At 64.2% G+C, this 17460-nt stretch carries 19 protein-coding genes; 3 read left to right on the top strand and 16 right to left on the bottom strand.

What is annotated here, in order from left to right; all coding sequences use genetic code 11:
- Positions 1-34: 34 nt before the first annotated feature.
- The 3 genes from HHL26_RS08600 to tpiA form a co-directional block, all read right to left on the bottom strand.
- Complete coding sequence (locus tag HHL26_RS08600) at positions 35-1669, bottom strand: CTP synthase (RefSeq protein WP_066558977.1); 1635 nt, start codon at positions 1667-1669, stop codon at positions 35-37.
- A 90-nt stretch (positions 1670-1759) separates the two neighbouring features.
- Positions 1760-2137: a preprotein translocase subunit SecG gene (gene secG / locus HHL26_RS08595; RefSeq protein ID WP_066558980.1), complete on the bottom strand. Its 378-nt coding sequence runs from the start codon at positions 2135-2137 to the stop codon at positions 1760-1762.
- Between the two features lie 105 nt (positions 2138-2242).
- The gene (gene tpiA / locus HHL26_RS08590) at positions 2243-2983 is read right to left on the bottom strand and encodes a triose-phosphate isomerase (protein ID WP_066558983.1); all 741 of its coding nucleotides are present in this window, start codon (positions 2981-2983) and stop codon (positions 2243-2245) included.
- A gap of 194 nt (positions 2984-3177) precedes the next feature.
- Here tpiA and HHL26_RS08585 point away from each other — a divergent pair, with 194 nt between their 5' ends.
- Complete coding sequence (locus HHL26_RS08585) at positions 3178-5127, top strand: peptidylprolyl isomerase (protein WP_066558990.1); 1950 nt, start codon at positions 3178-3180, stop codon at positions 5125-5127.
- Positions 5128-5152: 25 nt separating this feature from the next.
- The gene (gene trpE / locus HHL26_RS08580; protein ID WP_066558992.1) at positions 5153-6655 is read left to right on the top strand and encodes an anthranilate synthase component I; all 1503 of its coding nucleotides are present in this window, start codon (positions 5153-5155) and stop codon (positions 6653-6655) included.
- A 188-nt stretch (positions 6656-6843) separates the two neighbouring features.
- Here trpE and HHL26_RS08575 read toward each other — a convergent pair whose 3' ends face one another.
- The 7 genes from HHL26_RS08575 to HHL26_RS08545 form a co-directional block, all read right to left on the bottom strand.
- Positions 6844-7116, bottom strand: a complete 273-nt coding sequence (locus HHL26_RS08575) for a DUF4242 domain-containing protein (RefSeq protein WP_066558995.1) — start codon at positions 7114-7116, stop codon at positions 6844-6846.
- 154 nt (positions 7117-7270) lie between these two features.
- Positions 7271-8041, bottom strand: coding sequence for an NUDIX domain-containing protein (locus tag HHL26_RS08570; protein WP_066558998.1), 771 nt, complete (start codon positions 8039-8041; stop codon positions 7271-7273).
- Positions 8042-8082: 41 nt separating this feature from the next.
- The gene (locus tag HHL26_RS08565) at positions 8083-8673 is read right to left on the bottom strand and encodes a GNAT family N-acetyltransferase (protein ID WP_082748620.1); all 591 of its coding nucleotides are present in this window, start codon (positions 8671-8673) and stop codon (positions 8083-8085) included.
- Positions 8670-9074 carry a ketosteroid isomerase-related protein gene (locus HHL26_RS08560; RefSeq protein ID WP_066559000.1) on the bottom strand — a complete coding sequence of 135 codons (405 nt, stop codon included), beginning with the start codon at positions 9072-9074 and terminating at the stop codon, positions 8670-8672. Before HHL26_RS08560 ends, HHL26_RS08565 begins: the two co-directional genes overlap by 4 nt.
- Positions 9074-9916: an S-formylglutathione hydrolase gene (gene fghA / locus HHL26_RS08555; RefSeq protein ID WP_066561875.1), complete on the bottom strand. Its 843-nt coding sequence runs from the start codon at positions 9914-9916 to the stop codon at positions 9074-9076. The genes HHL26_RS08560 and fghA overlap by 1 nt, the downstream gene beginning before the upstream one ends.
- Before the next feature lie 10 nt (positions 9917-9926).
- The gene (locus HHL26_RS08550) at positions 9927-10328 is read right to left on the bottom strand and encodes a VOC family protein (protein ID WP_066561877.1); all 402 of its coding nucleotides are present in this window, start codon (positions 10326-10328) and stop codon (positions 9927-9929) included.
- 120 nt (positions 10329-10448) lie between these two features.
- On the bottom strand, positions 10449-11561 hold the full coding sequence (locus HHL26_RS08545; RefSeq protein ID WP_066559002.1) for an S-(hydroxymethyl)glutathione dehydrogenase/class III alcohol dehydrogenase: 1113 nt from the start codon (positions 11559-11561) through the stop codon (positions 10449-10451).
- A 205-nt stretch (positions 11562-11766) separates the two neighbouring features.
- Here HHL26_RS08545 and HHL26_RS08540 point away from each other — a divergent pair, with 205 nt between their 5' ends.
- Positions 11767-12675 (top strand): LysR substrate-binding domain-containing protein, encoded by a 909-nt coding sequence (locus tag HHL26_RS08540; RefSeq protein ID WP_066559005.1) that lies wholly within the window; start codon positions 11767-11769, stop codon positions 12673-12675.
- Positions 12676-12827: 152 nt separating this feature from the next.
- Here HHL26_RS08540 and HHL26_RS08535 read toward each other — a convergent pair whose 3' ends face one another.
- From HHL26_RS08535 to HHL26_RS08510, 6 genes are read right to left on the bottom strand one after another with little or no spacing between them, the layout of a single operon-like run.
- Positions 12828-13028: a hypothetical protein gene (locus HHL26_RS08535; protein ID WP_087574953.1), complete on the bottom strand. Its 201-nt coding sequence runs from the start codon at positions 13026-13028 to the stop codon at positions 12828-12830.
- A gap of 5 nt (positions 13029-13033) precedes the next feature.
- Positions 13034-13819, bottom strand: coding sequence for a fumarylacetoacetate hydrolase family protein (locus HHL26_RS08530; RefSeq protein WP_066559010.1), 786 nt, complete (start codon positions 13817-13819; stop codon positions 13034-13036).
- Entirely contained in the window at positions 13800-14570 is a 771-nt protein-coding gene (locus HHL26_RS08525) for an electron transfer flavoprotein subunit alpha/FixB family protein (protein WP_066559012.1), read from the bottom strand. Before HHL26_RS08525 ends, HHL26_RS08530 begins: the two co-directional genes overlap by 20 nt.
- Complete coding sequence (locus tag HHL26_RS08520) at positions 14567-15316, bottom strand: hypothetical protein (RefSeq protein WP_066559015.1); 750 nt, start codon at positions 15314-15316, stop codon at positions 14567-14569. The genes HHL26_RS08525 and HHL26_RS08520 overlap by 4 nt, the downstream gene beginning before the upstream one ends.
- A complete protein-coding gene (locus tag HHL26_RS08515) occupies positions 15313-16662 on the bottom strand; it encodes a flavocytochrome c (RefSeq protein ID WP_066559017.1) in 1350 nt (449 codons plus the stop codon). Before HHL26_RS08515 ends, HHL26_RS08520 begins: the two co-directional genes overlap by 4 nt.
- A complete protein-coding gene (locus HHL26_RS08510; RefSeq protein WP_066559022.1) occupies positions 16659-17459 on the bottom strand; it encodes an aspartate/glutamate racemase family protein in 801 nt (266 codons plus the stop codon). Before HHL26_RS08510 ends, HHL26_RS08515 begins: the two co-directional genes overlap by 4 nt.
- Between the last annotated feature and the right edge of the window lies 1 nt (position 17460).

Genomic DNA, 17460 nt, shown 5'->3' with positions numbered 1-17460 from the left:
GAGATCCCAGCTTTCGCTGGGATGACACATGCAATCAAACCAACCGGCTCTGCTTGACCGCCGCTTCGATGAAGCTGGCGAACAGCGGATGCGGGTCGAAGGGTTTGGACTTGAGTTCCGGGTGGAACTGCACGCCGACGAACCAGGAATGGTCCGGCCGCTCGACGATTTCCGGCAACATGCCGTCGGGCGACATGCCCGAGAAGATCAGGCCGCCCTTTTCCAGCGGTTCGCGATAGCCCGCATTGACCTCATAGCGATGGCGGTGCCGCTCGCTGATCTCGCTCGCGCCGTAGATGCCCGACACGACGCTGTTGCCGGTGAGCTTGGCCGGATAGGCGCCCAGACGCATCGTGCCGCCCAGATCGGTCTCCGCCGTGCGCTTTTGCAGGCCTTCCTTGCTCATCCATTCGGTGATGAGGCCGACGACCGGCTCGCTGGTTTCGCCAAATTCGGTGGTCGAGGCATTGTCGATGCCCGCCGTGTTCCGCGCGCCCTCGATGCAGGCCATCTGCATGCCCAGGCAAATGCCGAAGAAAGGCACATTGCGCTCGCGGGCGAACTTGACCGAGGCGATCTTGCCCTCCGACCCGCGCACGCCGAAGCCGCCGGGGACGAGGATGCCGTGCATCGGCTCAAGCCGGGCGGCGATGTCCGCCCCCTCTTCCTCGAACAATTCGGCGTCGATCCACTTGATGTTGACCTTCACCCGGTTGGCGAAACCGCCATGGTGTAGGGCTTCGTGAAGCGACTTATAGGCATCGGGCAGGCCGACATATTTGCCGACCACGCCGATGGTGACTTCGCCCTCGGGATTTTGCTGGCGGTCCATGATGTCGTGCCAGCGGTCGAGCTTCGGCTCGGGCGCACCCTCCATGCCGAAAGCGCGCAGCACTTCATCGTCCAGCCCCTCGGCATGATATTGCGTCGGCACGGCATAGATGCTGCTCGCGTCGAGCGCCGGGATGACGGCTTCGGGCCGGACGTTGCAGAACAGCGCGATCTTGTGCCGCTCGCTCTCCGGCAACGGATGTTCGCAGCGACAGAGCAATATGTCGGGCTGGATGCCGAGCGAGGTCAGTTCGCGCACGCTATGCTGGGTCGGCTTGGTCTTCAGCTCGCCCGCCGCCGCGATATAGGGGACCAGCGTCACATGGACGAAAATCGACTGGCTGCGCCCCAGATCATTATGAAGCTGGCGGATCGCCTCCATGAAGGGCAGCGATTCGATGTCGCCCACCGTCCCGCCAATCTCGCACAACACGAAATCCAGATCGTCGGATTCGGCGAGGGCAAAGGCCTTGATCTCGTCAGTGACGTGCGGGATCACCTGCACCGTCGCACCCAGATAGTCGCCGCGCCGCTCGCGCTGGATGATGGTCTGATAGACGCGGCCCTGGGTCACATTGTCGGATTGCCGCGCCGAAACGCCGGTAAAGCGCTCATAATGGCCAAGGTCGAGGTCGGTTTCCGCCCCGTCATCAGTCACATAGACTTCGCCATGCTGATACGGACTCATCGTGCCCGGATCGACGTTGAGATAGGGATCGAATTTCCGAATGCGCACACGGAAACCTCGCGCTTGCAACAAAGCTGCAAGCGAAGCGGCCATCAGGCCCTTGCCAAGCGAGGAGACCACGCCGCCGGTGATGAAAATATACCGCGCCATGGGAGGAGAGGCTTAGCCTTTTACAAACGAGTTAAGCAAGCGCGCGAATCCACGCGCGAGCAAAAAAAGCGAAATTGACGGTTAAGTCGTTCAGTTCGCGAGCGGAACCGCACCATTTGCAGCGTTGCTGCTCGCCGCGCCCGCAGCGCCGGCCAGCGGATCATTGCCGGTGGCCGGAGCCGGAGCGGTCGCCGGAGCGCTGGGCGCCTGCTTCACGAGCGATGTGTCGATGTCGCTCGGGCGGTGCTGGATCGATGCGATGACCGCCAGCACGACCGACAGAGTCACGAAGATAGCGGCAAGAATCGTGGTCGAGCGGGTCAGGAAATCGGCCGCGCCGCGCGCAGACATGAACCCCGCCGGGCTGCCGCCGACGCCCAGGCCGCCGCCTTCCGACTTCTGCATCAGGATGACGGTGACCAGCAGAGCAGCGACAATGGCCTGCACGACGAGGATGAAGGTGAACATGGGGGCGAACTCTGTCTGGTAATGGGTGCGTTGCCGCGCACATAGCGATGAAGGGGCGCGGGGGCAACCGCCCCTCTTCTCCCCTCCCGCCTGCAGAGGGCTTATTCAGGCGGCCGCTGCGATTACCGGAGCGAATTTCTCCGCCGTCAGGCTTGCGCCGCCGATCAGGCCGCCGTCGACATCGGCCAGCGCCAGAAGCTCCGCCGCATTGTCGCCGTTCATCGACCCGCCATAGAGGATTCGCATCCCATCGGCCTCCCCGCCGATCCGGCTCGCCAGCGCGGCGCGCAGGGCGGCGTGCATGGCGGCGACCGCTTCCATCGTCGGGATTCGCCCCGTGCCGATCGCCCAGATCGGTTCATAGGCGATCGCCAGCCAGTCCGCCGCCGCCCCGTCCGGCAAAGATGCCAGCAATTGCGCCGATACGACCGCCTCCGCATTGCCCGCATCCCGGACGTCGAGGCTTTCGCCGACGCAGAGGATGACCTTCAGCCCCGCCGCCTTCGCCGCCAGTGCTTTCGCCGCGACATCGGCATCCGTTTCGCCCTGGTCCTGCCGCCGCTCGCTATGGCCGACGATGGTCCAGCTCGCACCGGCCTCCGCCAGCATCGCAGCGGAAAGGCAGCCGGTTTGCGCGCCGCTCGCCTTCATATGGCAATCCTGCGCGCCGACGAAGGCCGCGCCTTTCACGCCGTCCGCCGCCGCGATCAGCGTCGCGGGCAGACACAGCCCGACATCCACCGCCGGATATTCGCGCGCAAGGCCGCCGATCGCCTCCACCTCGCCTAATTGGGCACGAAGGCCGTTCATCTTCCAGTTCCCGACAACCAGCTTCCGCCTGCTCATCGATCTTTCCCCTTATGGTTATTGCTGCACGGTGCCCAACGGCGCCGCTCTCCAATGCGAACCGTCGAGTTGGCCGAGCCGATGAACGGCGCACGGGCATTTGTCCAGCCTTGCGCCCGTCGCGCCCCTTGCCCACGCGACGATCCGCCCTTAAAGCGGGCCGCCATCAAAGCCGCATTTACGGACTTTCCTCCATGCTTTCAGTCTTTCGCCGTTTCATCCACTCCAAATTCGGCGCCTTCGCGGCCCTGATCTTCCTTGGGATCGTCGCGGCCGCCTTCATCATGGGGGACCTCACCAGCGGCAAGTTCGGCACGTCGCTGGGCGCCGGAGAAACCGCGGCGAAGGCGGGCGGATCGCGCCTGACGATGACGGAATTTCAGGACCGGGTGCAGCGCGTGTTCGAAAATGCGCGCCGTTCCAATCCGGGCCTTCAGATCAGCGATTTCCTGGCCCAAGGCGGCGGAGCGCAAGTCTATGATCAACTCGTCGCATCGATGACGCTGAAGGAATATGCGGGCGACCAGAAGGTCCATATTTCCAAGCGGCTGGTCGACGCGCAGATCGCGCAGATCCCGGCCTTTCAGGACGCGGCGGGCAATTTCAGCCAGGAGAATTTCCGGCAATTGCTGCTGCGGGAACGGATCACGGAACAGGCGCTGCGCGACGATATCAGCCGCGAAATATTGGAGCGGCAGATGCTCGCCCCCCTGGGCCTGGGCGTGAAGCTGACCGACTCCATGGTGCTGCCCTATGCCTCGCTGCTGCTGGAGGCGCGCCAGGGAACCATCGCCGTCGTTCCCGCCAGCGCATTCAGGGACATCAAGGATCCGACCGACGCGCAACTCAATGACTTCTACAAGCAGAATGCCGCGCGCTACACGATTCCGGAACAGCGCCGCATCCGCTACGCGGTGATCGATGCCGAACGCTTCACCCAGGCGGCACAGCCGACCGAGGCGGAGATCGCGGCCGCCTACAACCAGAACAAGGCCGCCTATGCCGCCAGGGAAAGCCGCAGCTTCGAGCAATTGATCCTGCCGACCGAGGCAGGCGCCAAGGCGATTGCAGATCAGGTGAAGGGCGGCAAGTCGCTCGCCGCCGCGGCGCAGGGCGCTGGTCTCTCCGTGTCCGAGCTGACCGACCAGAGCCGTGAGGCGCTGACTGCCGCTTCTTCCGCCGCTCTGGCCAATGCGGGCTTTGCTGCGAAGCAGGGCGAGCTGGTCGGCCCGATGCGCGGGTCGCTGGGCTGGGCGCTGCTGCGCGTCACGGCCGTCAAGTCGACGCCCGCGCGCGCCCTGGAAGCCGTGCGGAGCGAAATCGTCGCCACGCTGCGGACGCAGAAGGAAAAGAAGCTGCTGAACGACTTCACCGGCAAGATCGAGGATCAGATCGCCAATGGCGGCAGCTTCGAGGAAGTGGTGAAGGATAATGGCCTGAAGCTGGAGACCACGCCTTTCCTCGTTTCCTCCGGCAAGCAGGTCGAGGATGCGGCCTATCAGCTCTCCCCCGATGTGAAGCCGCTGCTCGCCCCCGTCTTCGGGATGAGCCAGGATGACGATGCGCAACTGATCCCGATCGCTGCCGACAAGCGCTATGCGCTGGCCGCGCCCGGCGACATCCAAGCCGCCGCGCCGCCGCCGCTCGCCAAGGTCAAGGCGCTGGTGGCGATGCAGTACAAGCTCGCCCAGGGCAATGAGAAGGCGAAGGCGCTGGCCGAACAGATCCGCGCCAAGGTCGCCAAGGGCATGAAGCTGGAGGAGGCGGTAGCCTCCGCCGGTGTCGCCCTGCCCAAGCCTCAGGTGGTGGGTGGTCGCCGCGCCGACATCATGCGCGACGGGCAGCGTCCGCCCGCCGAGGTCGCGATGCTGTTCACCATGGCGCCCAACAGCGTGAAGACGCTGCCCGCCGGGCAGGATCGCGGCTATTTCGTGGTGCAGTTGAACGCCATCAAGCGCGGTGACGCGGGCAGCGACAAGGCGCTGGTCAATCAGGTCCGCGACCAGCTCAGCGACGTCGTCGGCCAGGAATATGGCCAGCAGTTCGAGCGCGCCGTCGAGAAGGAGCTGGGCGTCAAGCGCAACGCCAATGCGGTGGCCAGCGTCCAGCGCGCTCTCGCCAGCGCCAATAATGGCGGTCAGTAAGATGGTTGCGGGGGGACCGGCAGGGATGGACGGCATCGAGAGCGCGCGCAAGGCACTGGCGGCGGGGCAATCCGCGCTGGTGTGGCGGCGCCAGATCGCTGATACCGACACGCCGATTTCCGCCGCGCTCAAATTGTTCGAGGCCGATCGCGGCGACTTCCTGCTGGAATCGGTCGAAGGCGGCGCGGTGCGGGGCCGCTACAGCCTGATCGGGCTGGCCCCCGACCTCGTTTTCCGGGCGCAGGGCCATGCGGCCGAGATCAACCGCCAATGGGCGACCGACCGGGAAGCCTTTGTGCCGGAAAGCGTGGACGCATTGGATGCGCTGCGGGCGCTGGTCGCGGAGTGCCGGGCGGAGCTTGATCCGGCACTACCCGCTGCTCTGGCCTGTCTGGTCGGCTATTTCGGCTATGAGACGGTCGGGCTGGTCGAAAAGCTGCCCCGCCCCGCGGAAAATCCCATCGCGCTTCCCGACATGCTGTTCGTGCGGCCGACGGTCATATTGGTGTTCGACCGGCTGGCCGACGCGCTCTTTCTGGTCGCGCCGGTGTGGAAGGGCAGCTTTGCCGACGCCGATCGCGCCGTGGAACAGGCGCTGGAGCGGATCGACGCCATTGCTGCGCGGCTGGCGGCGCCCCTGCCCGTACAGACCGCCCCGGCCGAGATTGCCGATGTCGCGGTGACGCCGGTGCTGGAGCCGGGCCGCTATGCCGCCATGGTCAACAAGGCGAAGGACTATATCGTCGCGGGCGACATTTTTCAGGTCGTGCTGGCGCAGCGCTTCACCAGCCCCTTCACCCTGCCGCCGATCGCGCTCTACCGCGCATTGCGGCGGATCAACCCCTCGCCCTTCCTCTATTATCTCGACCTGCCCGGCTTTGCCTTGATCGGATCCAGCCCGGAAATCCTGGTCCGGGCGCGCGACGGCGAAGTCACCATCCGCCCGATCGCCGGCACCCGCCCACGCGGCAAGAATGCCGTCGAGGACGCCGCCAACCGAGAAAGCCTGCTGGCTGACCCCAAGGAACGGGCGGAACATCTGATGCTGCTCGACCTCGGCCGCAACGATGTCGGCCGGGTCGCGGCGGCGGGCACCGTCACCGTGACGGACAGCTATACCGTCGAATTCTACAGCCATGTCATGCACATAGTCTCCAATGTCGTGGGGCGGCTGGCGCCGGAGAAGGATGCGCTGGACGCGCTGTTCGCGGGCTTCCCGGCGGGCACGGTTTCAGGCGCGCCCAAGGTGCGCGCCTGCGAGATCATCGCGAAGTTGGAGCCGGAGACGCGTGGGGCTTATGCCGGGGGTGTCGGCTATTTCGGGCCGGACGGCAATATGGATAGCTGCATCGTCCTGCGCACCGCTGTGCTCAAGGATGGCGTGATGCATGTCCAGGCGGGCGCGGGCATCGTGGCGGATTCGACGCCGGAATATGAACAGCGCGAATGCGAAGCGAAGAGCGGCGCGCTGCTCGCTGCGGCAAGGGAAGCCGTGGCATTGGCGCGCTCGGCGGGTTTCGGGCAGTAGCCCTATTGGGATTGGCCTGTGGTTGAAATGGGCCATTTTCAGCGATTGAGTGCACCGTGTTCCTGCGAAGGCAGGAACCCAGATCAGACGGCGGAACTGGGCTCCTGCCTCCGCAGGAGCACGTCAACGACTGTCCGTCTTCTACCCATTTGGTGACACCGCTCCCACGCACTCAGTCCCTGAACGCTTTAATCCGCCGTCGTCGGATCGATCGTCGCGCGCACCTGAGCGATGCTGTTGGCCGGGAAGCCAGCCATTTCCGCATGCTGGCGGATCAGTTCCTCACTGGGGGCGCGATAGACGCAGTAGATCTTGTCATCCGTCACATAGCTGTGGACCCATTGGATATCCGGGCCAAGCTGGCGCAGGACATTGCAAGACCCTTGCGACGCACCCTTGAGCTGATCGCCCGACAATTGGCCGACGCCCGGCATGTCCCGTTCGATCACATATTGCGGCATGGCATCCTCCCCATCTGAAGACGGGCGGAGTGTACGCCTTTCACGCGCCCGGTTCGAGAGGCGATATCGGGTTAGTCATCACGACAGGCCGCCAGCACCAACCGCCGCGAGACGAACGAGGCGGCGCGGAAAAGGCATGGACCCGGCGCATGCTTCAGACACGCCGGACGGTTCCCGCTGGTTCCGACGTCACCGGATAGCCAAGGTGACCGGGAATGCAGAGATGCCTCTCTCCATTTCTCTCCTCGAACCAGGGCGTCACCTTTTCGACCGGGATCGACAGGGCATGCGCCGCCAGATCATCGAAGCTGCCGAATTGCGCCAGCCGCTCCAGATTGCGCCGCGTCGGAAAGATGACCTGTCCTTCCCCCCGATCGCAACGCTCCAGCGTCTCCGTCGCGCCGCTCCAGAAAAGCTGCACATTTTCGGTTTCATCGACGCTCGCCGCCTGTCCCTCCGGCGCCCGGGCGAGGTAGAAGCGGGTATCGAACACGCGCCGTGCATGTTCCAGTCGGGCTGGATGCCAGCGGGCAAAGGGGACCAGCGCATCCAGCGCGACTTCCAGCCCATGCGCGCCCAGAATGTCTCCAAGGCCCGCTCCCTCCGCCAGCGCCCGCCGCATGGCGCCGATCCGGTCCGGCTCCAGCGGACGGGTGAAGGCGATGGCCAGGCCGCTTTCCTCCAGCGTCTCGCGGATCGCGGCGATGCGCGCCGCCGCTTCGTCCAGCGGCAGGCCGCCGGCGATTTTCGCGGCCAGGGCATGATCGCCGACATCCACCGCTCCGCCCGGAAAGACCAGCGCGCCCGCCGCGAAGGCCATGCTCGACGCCCGTTCCATCATTAGGATTTCCGGCGCCGCGCCCGGTCGATGACGCAGGATGACCACCGTCGCGGCGGCGCGTCCTTGTGGCATATTCTCTGTCATGGAACCGCAATAGGCGTTGAAATCGCAAGCGGTAAAGTCCCTTAGGTCAATTCCGCGAAGGGACTGCCGACCCCAAGGTCGTTGCCCCGTTCTCCCGCGAAATATTCTTCAACCAGAAGTGGGGCAATGCGGTAGCCTCGCTTATGCCAGAAATCCGCCAAATCCCGGACTCCTGCGGGGCGGCGGGGATCATTCTCTTCGCGCGCCACCGCGCAGAATGCGGCGCAATCCGCGCCCGCCGCCTTTGCCGCCGCCTCCCGTTCATCGAAGAAGCGATGGCCGATGCCCTGCCCGCGAAATTGCGGCAGCAGCACTGATTCCCCGAAATAATGGACCGCGCGGGGATCAACGCCCGCTGCGAGGAAGGAGGCCTTGATCGCATCGGACTGCGTTGCCATGGGCGAGGCTGTCGCCATGCCAACTGGAATCTCGCCTACTCGCGCGACGATGAGGATCGCATCAGCGTCACTCAGAAATTCCGCCAGATAGCCGGCCTCATAATCCAGACTGCCATCATAAAGATAAGGCCAGGTGCGAAACACCGTCATCCGCAGGGTGGCGAGCGCGCGCAGGGACATATCGTCCCGGCCGATCCGCTCGATCACCAGCGGCGCGACAAGATCGGTCGTCATGCCGCGCCGCTCACCTGCCGCAGCCAGTCGGCCAGATTATAATGGTTGCTGACGCGGGCGATCCGACCGTCCACGATTTCGAAGAACGCGCCCACCCGCAAACGGTACCGCTGTCCGTTCGCGGGCGGCAGGTCATTGTCGGTCTGAAGATATTCACCCTCCAGATGGAACTCCGCCGCTGCGCGCGCGCCGTCGGCGGAGGTCAGGAAAACGGGGTCGATCACCCGTTCCCTGTAACAGCGGTTCATATGGTCGAGGAACGCCGCGAAGGCCGCCTTGCCGTGACGCGGCTCGCCCTGCGAGGGTTCGTGCACCACATCATCGGTCAGCAGATCCAGCATCGCCGTGGCATCGCCGCGGTTGAAGGCATCATAATAAAGGGACAGCACAGTCTCGCTCATCAGTCCTTAACGAGCCGAGCCGCGTGCCAGTGCAGATGGTCGGCCATGAAGGTGGAAATGAAATAATAGCTGTGGTCATAGCCTTCGCGCAGGTTCAGCGTCAGGTCGATGCCCGCCGTCTCGCAGGCCGCCTTCAGCAGTTCGGGACGCAATTCCTGTTCGAGAAAATTGTCGGCCATGCCTTGATCGACCAGCAGCGCAGGGACGCGAGCGCCATCCTCGATCAGCGCGACCGCGTCATGCCGCCGCCATGCCGCAACATCCTCACCCAGATAGCCGCCCAGCGCCTTCCGTCCCCAGGGCACCCTGCCCGGCGCGACGATCGGCGCGAAGGCCGATACCGCCCTGAACCGGTCGGGATGGTTTAGCCCGATGGTGAGTGCGCCATGGCCGCCCATGCTGTGCCCCATGATCGACTGGCGTTCCATGGCGGCGGGAAAATGCGCCGCGACCAGCGCGGGCAGTTCCTCGGTCACATAGGACCACATGCGATAATGGGCCGCAAAGGGATGCTGCGTCGCATCGACGTAGAATCCGGCGCCCAGACCGAAATCATAGGCGCCGTCCGGATCGTCCGCCACGTCCTCGCCACGCGGGCTGGTATCCGGGGCGACGAAGATCAGGCCCAGTTCCGCGCAAACCGCACGGAACTCACCCTTTTCAGTGACATTGGCGTGGGTGCAGGTCAGCCCCGACAGATACCAGACGACCGGCAGTTTCGCCCCTTGCTCATGAGGCGGCACATAGACCGAGAAGGTCATCTCGGTGCCCGTTGCGGAGGATGCGTGGCGATACACGCCCTGCACCCCGCCAAAGGCCTTGTTCGCGCTGACCTGCTCCAATGTCATGGGATCAGTGTCCGTCCGTGAAGGCGTAGCTGACGACCTTGTTGCCGGCAGGATCGCGGAGATAAGCGGCGTAGGCGCCGGGCAGATGGCTGCGAGCGCCTGGAGCGCCCTCATCCGTGCCGCCATTGGCCAGACCGGCGGCGTGGAAGGCATCGACTTGCGCCGGAGTGGCACCGGCAAAACCGATCGTCACGCCGTTGCTCGATGGAGCTTCGCCATTGCCGGGCTTGGCGATGATGAACGCAGGCTTCTCCTTGCCATAGAGAATCCAGCCATTGCCGAACGGCCCGAGATTCCCGATGCCCAACGCTCCAAGCGCAGCATCGTAGAATTTGGCCGAAGCATCAACATCGGCTGCGCCAATGAAAACATGGCTGAATATGCCGTCACCGGAAATCACTGCCATATATTCCTCCTTGCTTGTCTTGAAATCGGCGCGTCGGCGGGGTTTAAGCGCCTCCACTATCTGGTCGGAACTTGGCGCAGGCCACACTTTGCCTGCCGTGCAGGCGGGTAGATCTGCCGTTCAGAACAGCACGACGCTGCGGATGCTCTCGCCCGCGTGCATCAGGTCGAATCCCTTGTTGATCTCCTCCAGCGTGAGGACGTGGGTGATCATGGGATCGATCTCGATCTTGCCGTTCATGTACCAGTCGATGATCTTGGGAACGTCGGTGCGACCCTTGGCGCCGCCGAAGGCCGTGCCCTTCCAGACGCGGCCGGTGACGAGCTGGAACGGGCGGGTGCTCACCTCCTTGCCCGCTTCGGCCACGCCGATGATGATGCTTTCGCCCCAGCCGCGATGGCAGCATTCCAGCGCGGTGCGCATCACTTCGGTATTGCCGGTCGCGTCGAAGCTGTAGTCGGCGCCGCCGTCCGTGATCTCCAATATCTTCGCGACGGTTTCCTCACGCGACAGACCCTTGCTGTTGAGGAAATGGGTCATGCCGAACTTGCGACCCCATTCCTCGCGGTCCGGGTTGATGTCGATGCCGATGATCTTGTCCGCGCCGACCATCTTCGCGCCCTGGATGACGTTGAGGCCAATGCCGCCCAGGCCGAAGACCACGACATTCTCGCCGACCTGCACCTTGGCCGTGTTGACGACCGCGCCGACGCCGGTGGTGACGCCGCAGCCGACATAGCAGCTCGACTGGAACGGCGCGTCCTCGCGGATCTTCGCCACCGCGATCTCCGGCAGGACGGTGAAGTTGGAGAAGGTCGAACAACCCATATAATGGAAGATCGGCTGGCCCTTATAGCTGAAACGGGTCGTGCCGTCGGGCATCAACCCCTTGCCCTGGGTCGCGCGGATGGCTGTGCACAGGTTGGTCTTGCCCGAAAGGCAGCTTTTGCACTGGCGGCATTCGGGGGTGTAGAGCGGGATCACATGGTCGCCCGGCTTCACAGACGTCACGCCCACGCCGACTTCGCGCACGATGCCCGCGCCCTCATGGCCCAGGATCGAGGGAAAGATGCCCTCGCTGTCGAAGCCGTCCAGCGTGTAGGCGTCGGTGTGGCAGATGCCCGTCGCCATGATCTCGACCAGAACCTCGCCCGCCTTCGGGCCTTCCAGATCGACCTCGACGATCTCCAGGGGCTTCTTCGCTTCAAAGGCGACGGCGGCGCGGGTCTTCATCTCTCATTCCTCGTCATGGTCCAATTTCGAGAGGAAGGAGCATGGCTCGGCACAATTGGAAGAATTCCCGCATAACCATGCGGGAATTCTTCCAAGCCGTTTCATCGGCACGCCCTCTCTCTCTGCTACGCCACCCTAGCGCTATTCCGCAGTGGTGATAATATGGTGTTTTAAAAAATCATTATTTCTGGAATGGGACAATCGGATGTCGAATTGGGATGGCATCGATGAATTCATCAGCGTCGCCACAGCCGGCTCCTTCACGCGAGGGGCAAGAGCATTGGGCGTGTCCACCACGCATGTCAGCCGTTCGATCATGGCGTTGGAGCAGCGCGTGCAGGCGCAGCTATTCCATCGGACCACCCGTACCGTCCGGCTGACCGACACCGGCCGGGTGTTTTTGGAACGTTGCGAGCGCATCGCCCAGGACAGGGACGAAGCCATCGCACTGATCAGCGATCAAAGCGAACCGCAGGGCGAGTTGCGCGTCACTTGTTCGACCGCAATGGGCGAAAGGTTCGTGGCACCGATCATCCGTCGCTTCGCCATGCAGCATCCCAGGCTTGCCGTGTCGATCGAATTGTCCAATCGCGTCATCGATCTCGTTGGCGAAGGGTTCGACCTGGCCGTACGCACGGGCACGACCATCGACCCGCGCCTGATTGCCACGCGGGTGGCGTCACGTACGCTCTATACCTGCGCCGCGCCCAGCTATCTGGCGTCGGCGGGACGTCCAACGGAGGTTGAGACGCTAGGGGAGCATGAATGTATTGCAGGCTCCGCAGGCACTTGGCATTTCAAGGTCGACGGCGAGGAAATGATCCATCGGCCCAAAGGGCGTTTCAGATGCAATAGCGGACATGCTGTCATGGAGGCATGCGTCTCCGGTCTTGGCATCTGCCAACTGCCCGATTTCTACATTCTGCCTTATCTTAAACACGGCATGGTCGAGCTGTTGCTGGAAAATTTTCAGCCGGACGACGAACCCATCTGGGCAGTCTATCCCCAGCGGCGCCATCTCTTGCCGAAGGTGCAGAAGGTAGTGGACTGTCTGCTCCATGAGCTGGGGCCAGCGATGAACCGCCCCAAGAGGGAAGCGCATCCTACCTCTTAGAGCGCGCTGCGCTAAATCGGACGCAGGGCGCGCGCTCTAATTCCTTGTTGTCGCATCCTTTTAAGCGGAAAACCGGTTCCCACTTTTCCGGACGATGCTCCAGCTGTCTGGTTCCAGTAGAGCGAGAGGATCCGGTTAGGAAAACTGCCGCATCACCTGTTCGTCTCACTTGAGCGGTTGCCGCAGCGTTTGCCGGCATGAGCGCCTCCTGGCTCGCTCAAGGATGTCGCGTTCAACCTGCTTGACGGCGCATTGCCAAACTGAAAGTCATGATGACGCAGGCGCATGATCTCGATCATCATGTCGGTGCGGATATTGCCCGAACCGATGATAACCGTCTTGATCTTGGCCATGGCCTTCAAGTCTTTCCATAGGTGAAATTCGTTTCGCCGATGCCGCCGATGACGGCCCGGACCTGATCGCCGGGATTGAGCGCCACCATCGGCCCCAGCGCACCGGCCAGCAGAATATCGCCCGCCTTGAGCGGCTCGCCGCGCCGCGCCAGCGTCTGCGCCAGCCATGCGGCGGCGTTCAGCGGATTGCCCAGCACCGCCGCGCCCACGCCAAAGGATACGGGTGCGCCGTTGATTTCCATCACCATGCCGCAACTGTAGAGATCGAGCCCTTCGAGCCGCTTTCCATCCCGCGCGAGGACGAAGAAAGCCGAGGAGCCATTGTCCGCAACCGTATCGGCAAAGCTGATTTTCCAGTCCGCGATGCGGCTGTCGACGATCTCGATGGCGGCATGGACGCTGGCGACGGCCTGCCCGACCATGGCGGGCGTGGTGTCGGGATCGAGCAGGTCCGCGCCAAGGATGAAGGCAATTTCCGCCTCGGCCTTGGGCTGCAAGACCCGTGCGGGATCGAGCGTGCCGCCATCGGCGATCCGCATATCATCGAACAGCACACCAAAGTCCGGCTGGTCGACGCCCAGTTGCTGCTGCACCGCCCTGGCGGTCAGCCCGGCCTTACGGCCGACGATGCGCCGTCCCTGCGCTTCCCAATAACGGGTGTTGATCGTCTGGATCGCATAGGCGCCGTCGGCATCCTGCGGCTCCAGCCCGTCGCGCATCGGCGGCACCGCACCGTCGGCATAGGCATTCCGCAAACGGCTGGCGAGGTCTTCACGATTGGGGGACGGCATCGATTTCGTTCCTCTCTTTCTCTTCGAGCGATTGCAGCACCAGAGGCAACAATATCTTGGCATCAGCCACCATCCCGACCTCGGCATAGCGGAAGATCGGGGCGTCAGCGTCGCTGTTGATCGCGATGATCCGGCTTGCCATGCCGATTCCGGCAAGATGTTGCGGCGTCCCCGAAATGCCGGCGGCCAGATAAAGCCGGGGAGTCACGAAATGGCCGGACTGGCCGATCTGGCGCGACACAGGCGCAAGACCGAGGTCGACCGCGGGCAGGCTCGCGCCGAGCGCCCCGTCGAGCCGTTGCGCGATTTGGCCGAGGGTGGCGAAGCTTTCGGCGTCCAGTCCCCGCCCCCCACTCACCACCAGACGCGCGCCCTCCAGCGCGGCGTCGCGGGCGGGCAGTTCGACATGGTCGATCCCCGATATGCCGGGCGCCGGCAGCGTCACCATCCGGTCGCAGGCGGGTGGCTCGTTCATGGTGGCGACGGCAATGCCCTGCGTCAGCCGCAGGTCAAACAAGATACGCCCCCCATAGGACGGACGCCTTGCGACCAGCACATCGCCGTCCACGCCGATCTCCGTCAGGCGGCCCAGCAATACGGCATCGAGACGCGCCGCCAGAACTCCCGCCAGCGCCTCGCCTTCGGGGGTTGCTGGTAGAATGAACAGGGAGCGGTCACTTGGCCAGTCCTGTACCGAATCATTATCGCTGCCCACGCCGATCGCCACCAGAATGCACTGCCACCCCTTCATAGCCGTTCCCCCATGAGGACGATCGCGAGCGCGCGCGCCTGTTCCTGCACCGTGCCTGCGATCATCAGGCAATCGGTGGGCGACCGCGCGCCCGCCAATTCGCCGCTGCCAGCAAGTTGGAATCCGGTGGCGCCCACCGCGAAAGCCTCCCGACGTTCGATCTGCGCCTGACGAGCCTGCACGACATTCTTCATCAGCGGCTTGCGCAGCCGGGTGCGCCGGTCATTGGTGGCGCTGGCGACGATGGGCCCGGTGACCGCTAACCATTCCTCACGCGCACCCACTTCGCGCATCAGCCGCAGGTGCGGAGCCGCCTCCACCATCTGCACGCGGCCGAAAAAGGGCAGGCCGAGGATGGCAGCCAGCATCGGGGGCACCAGTCCATCGTCGCAATCGCCAAATTCACGGCCGATCAGAATCAGGTCCGCGCCACGCGCCGCCACAGCCAGCGCCCGCGCGGTCGCCGCCTGATCCCAGGGCGTCGCCAAAGCCAGCATCGATACGTCCGCGACGTGAAACGCAGAGACGGCGCGGGCCAGCTTGTCGCATTCAGGACCGCCCGCGACGATCGCGCTCAGTTCGACATCGGGCTGGGCATCGCGGACCCTCAGCGCCATTTCCAGTGCCGCTGCATCGAAAGGACTGAACAGCAGCCGGTCGCCGGAGCATTCGGGCAGGCCGCCCGGTCCCGGCGCCACCGGCCATTTGGGATCGAGCACGCCTGCGATCAGCACCATGATCCTCATGACGCCGCCACCGCTTCGCCCGCAATCCGCCCGAACACCACCGCCTTGCCGAGGGCCGAGCCAGTCATATAGGCGGCGCCATGGAAGCCGCCGGTGACTTCGCCAGCGGCGTACAACCCCTCGATCCAGCCACCGTCGGCGCGCAATACTCGCGCTTGGCTGTCAATGCGCAGGCCGCAATAGGTGCCGAACACCACGGCGGTCGAAGGATAGGCATAGAACGGCCCCTGATCGATCCTGCGCAACGCGCCATGATGATGCACAAGATGCGACCTCCCGAAATCGGGATCATGCCCGGCATCGACATGGGCGTTGTAGCGATCCACGGTCGCTGACAGCACATCGGGATCCATCTCGATCTGCGCGGCAAGATCCGCCATCGTATCACCTGTATAGAAGAGCCCTTCCTCCAGCCGCCGCCCGAAATCCAGGATACGGACGCGGTTGTCGCCGGTATCGAAAATCGCCTGGTCCATGATCTGATAGGCGCAATGCCAAGGCTGGGCCATCACCGCATCGCCCAGCAGCTTGTAGGAAATGCTCTCGTCGACGAAGCGCTGCCCGTCCTGGTTGACGGCGATCGCCCCCTTGTAGACCGCCTGCAGGCTGTGGTCGTTGCTCTCGTCGGTCGGATGCTTGCCGAAGGTGCCCTTCACATAATCCATGTCGCGCAAGTCCGCGCCCAGCGCCTGCGCCATCTGCAACCCGTCGCCCTGCGATCCCGCTCCGGCGACGAACACGGCCGGGGCATATTGGGGGGCGTAGCGGTCGAGCAACAACGGGTTCTTGGCAAAGCCGCCGCTGGCGATGATGACGCCGCGTGCCGCTTCGAGCGTTTCGCCGTTTTCGAGAACGACACCAGTGACTCGCCCGTCCGGATTCTGGAGCAGCGAGCGCGCAGCCGTGCCCGGGCGATAATCGATATGGCCGGTTTCTTCGGCGGCGGCATGGATTGCGCGGACCATATCGGCGGGATCGACGCTGTGCACGCGCGGCACCGACTGGCCCGCCGCCGTCTCAATCACAGGGCTGAAAGCCACCCCAGCGGCCTTCAGCCATTCATAGGTGGTGAGTTGCGCATCGCAATAAGCCCGGACCAAATCCGCATCGTTCACGTCCTTGCCCACTTCGCGCAGGTCGGTGAACAGCAGATCAGGACTGTCGGCCACGCCTTGAGCCGCCTGAAGATCGGTCCCGGCAAAGGCGAGGCACCCGCCGCTCATGGCCGAGGAACCGCCGGATTCGGCCAGTTTTTCCAACAGCACGACCTCCAGGCCATGCTGCGCGGCGGACAGGGCGGCAGCCCAGCCAGCCGCCCCGCCGCCAATGACGATCACATCAGTCATGCGGGGTTCAATCCGTAGAAATCGAGAATTTCGTCGCGTCTGACCGGATCTGGCATTGCGCCGAAATAGCCTGTCCCCGCCGCCTGCCTGCCCGCCCGGCGGGCATCCACCGCCACTTCCGCCGCCCGCACCCAGGCGCCCAGGGAATCGATCACCGGAACGCCGTCCACCTCACTGACGCCGTTCATCGCCAGCAGCACATTGAGCGGCGCCTCCCCCGGCACGATCGCCTCCGCGCCCCTGGCGATCAGGTCACGGGCCGCGCTCCGAAACCGATCGATCAGCGGGCCGGGACTGCCAAAACCCGCAAGCACGTCAGTGAAACGGAAGCCGACGTCGCAGGCGCCGACGAGCCGGCAGCCGATGCCGTGGCGGCGGACATTGTCGCGATAGAGTTCGGCCAGCTCGGGGATGAACAGCAGCGCCCCGAACCGCCGCCCATCGTCCACCGCCGCCCGCGCCGCGCATTCGCCATAGCCCACCACCGGAATGCCGACCAGGGCACGAATTTCCCGCAGCCCCGGTTCCGGCAGGGTGCTGAGCGCGAAGGCGTCATAGCCCTGCCGTTCCGCCATCAACGCGCCCTGCATGAACTGGATCGCGTGCAGGAACTGGAAGCCGACATGCTTGATATCGTCGCCCGGATAGTTGGTCCGATAGGTGCCTTCGCGCATGCCGTGCATGTCGATCACCGTGTCGGGCCGCGCCACCTGCTTGAAATGCGCCTTCAACGCGTCGTCATAGGCGGCAAGGTCGCTGAGGACGGTGAAGCTTTGGTGCCAGATGCGGATGTCCATC

Origin of the sequence: Sphingobium sp. TB-6, from assembly GCF_012927365.1 — a bacterium.
Lineage (GTDB): Bacteria > Pseudomonadota > Alphaproteobacteria > Sphingomonadales > Sphingomonadaceae > Sphingobium.
The sequence above is the reverse complement of the archived record's forward strand: the minus strand, read 5'-3'. Positions and strand labels throughout refer to the sequence as shown.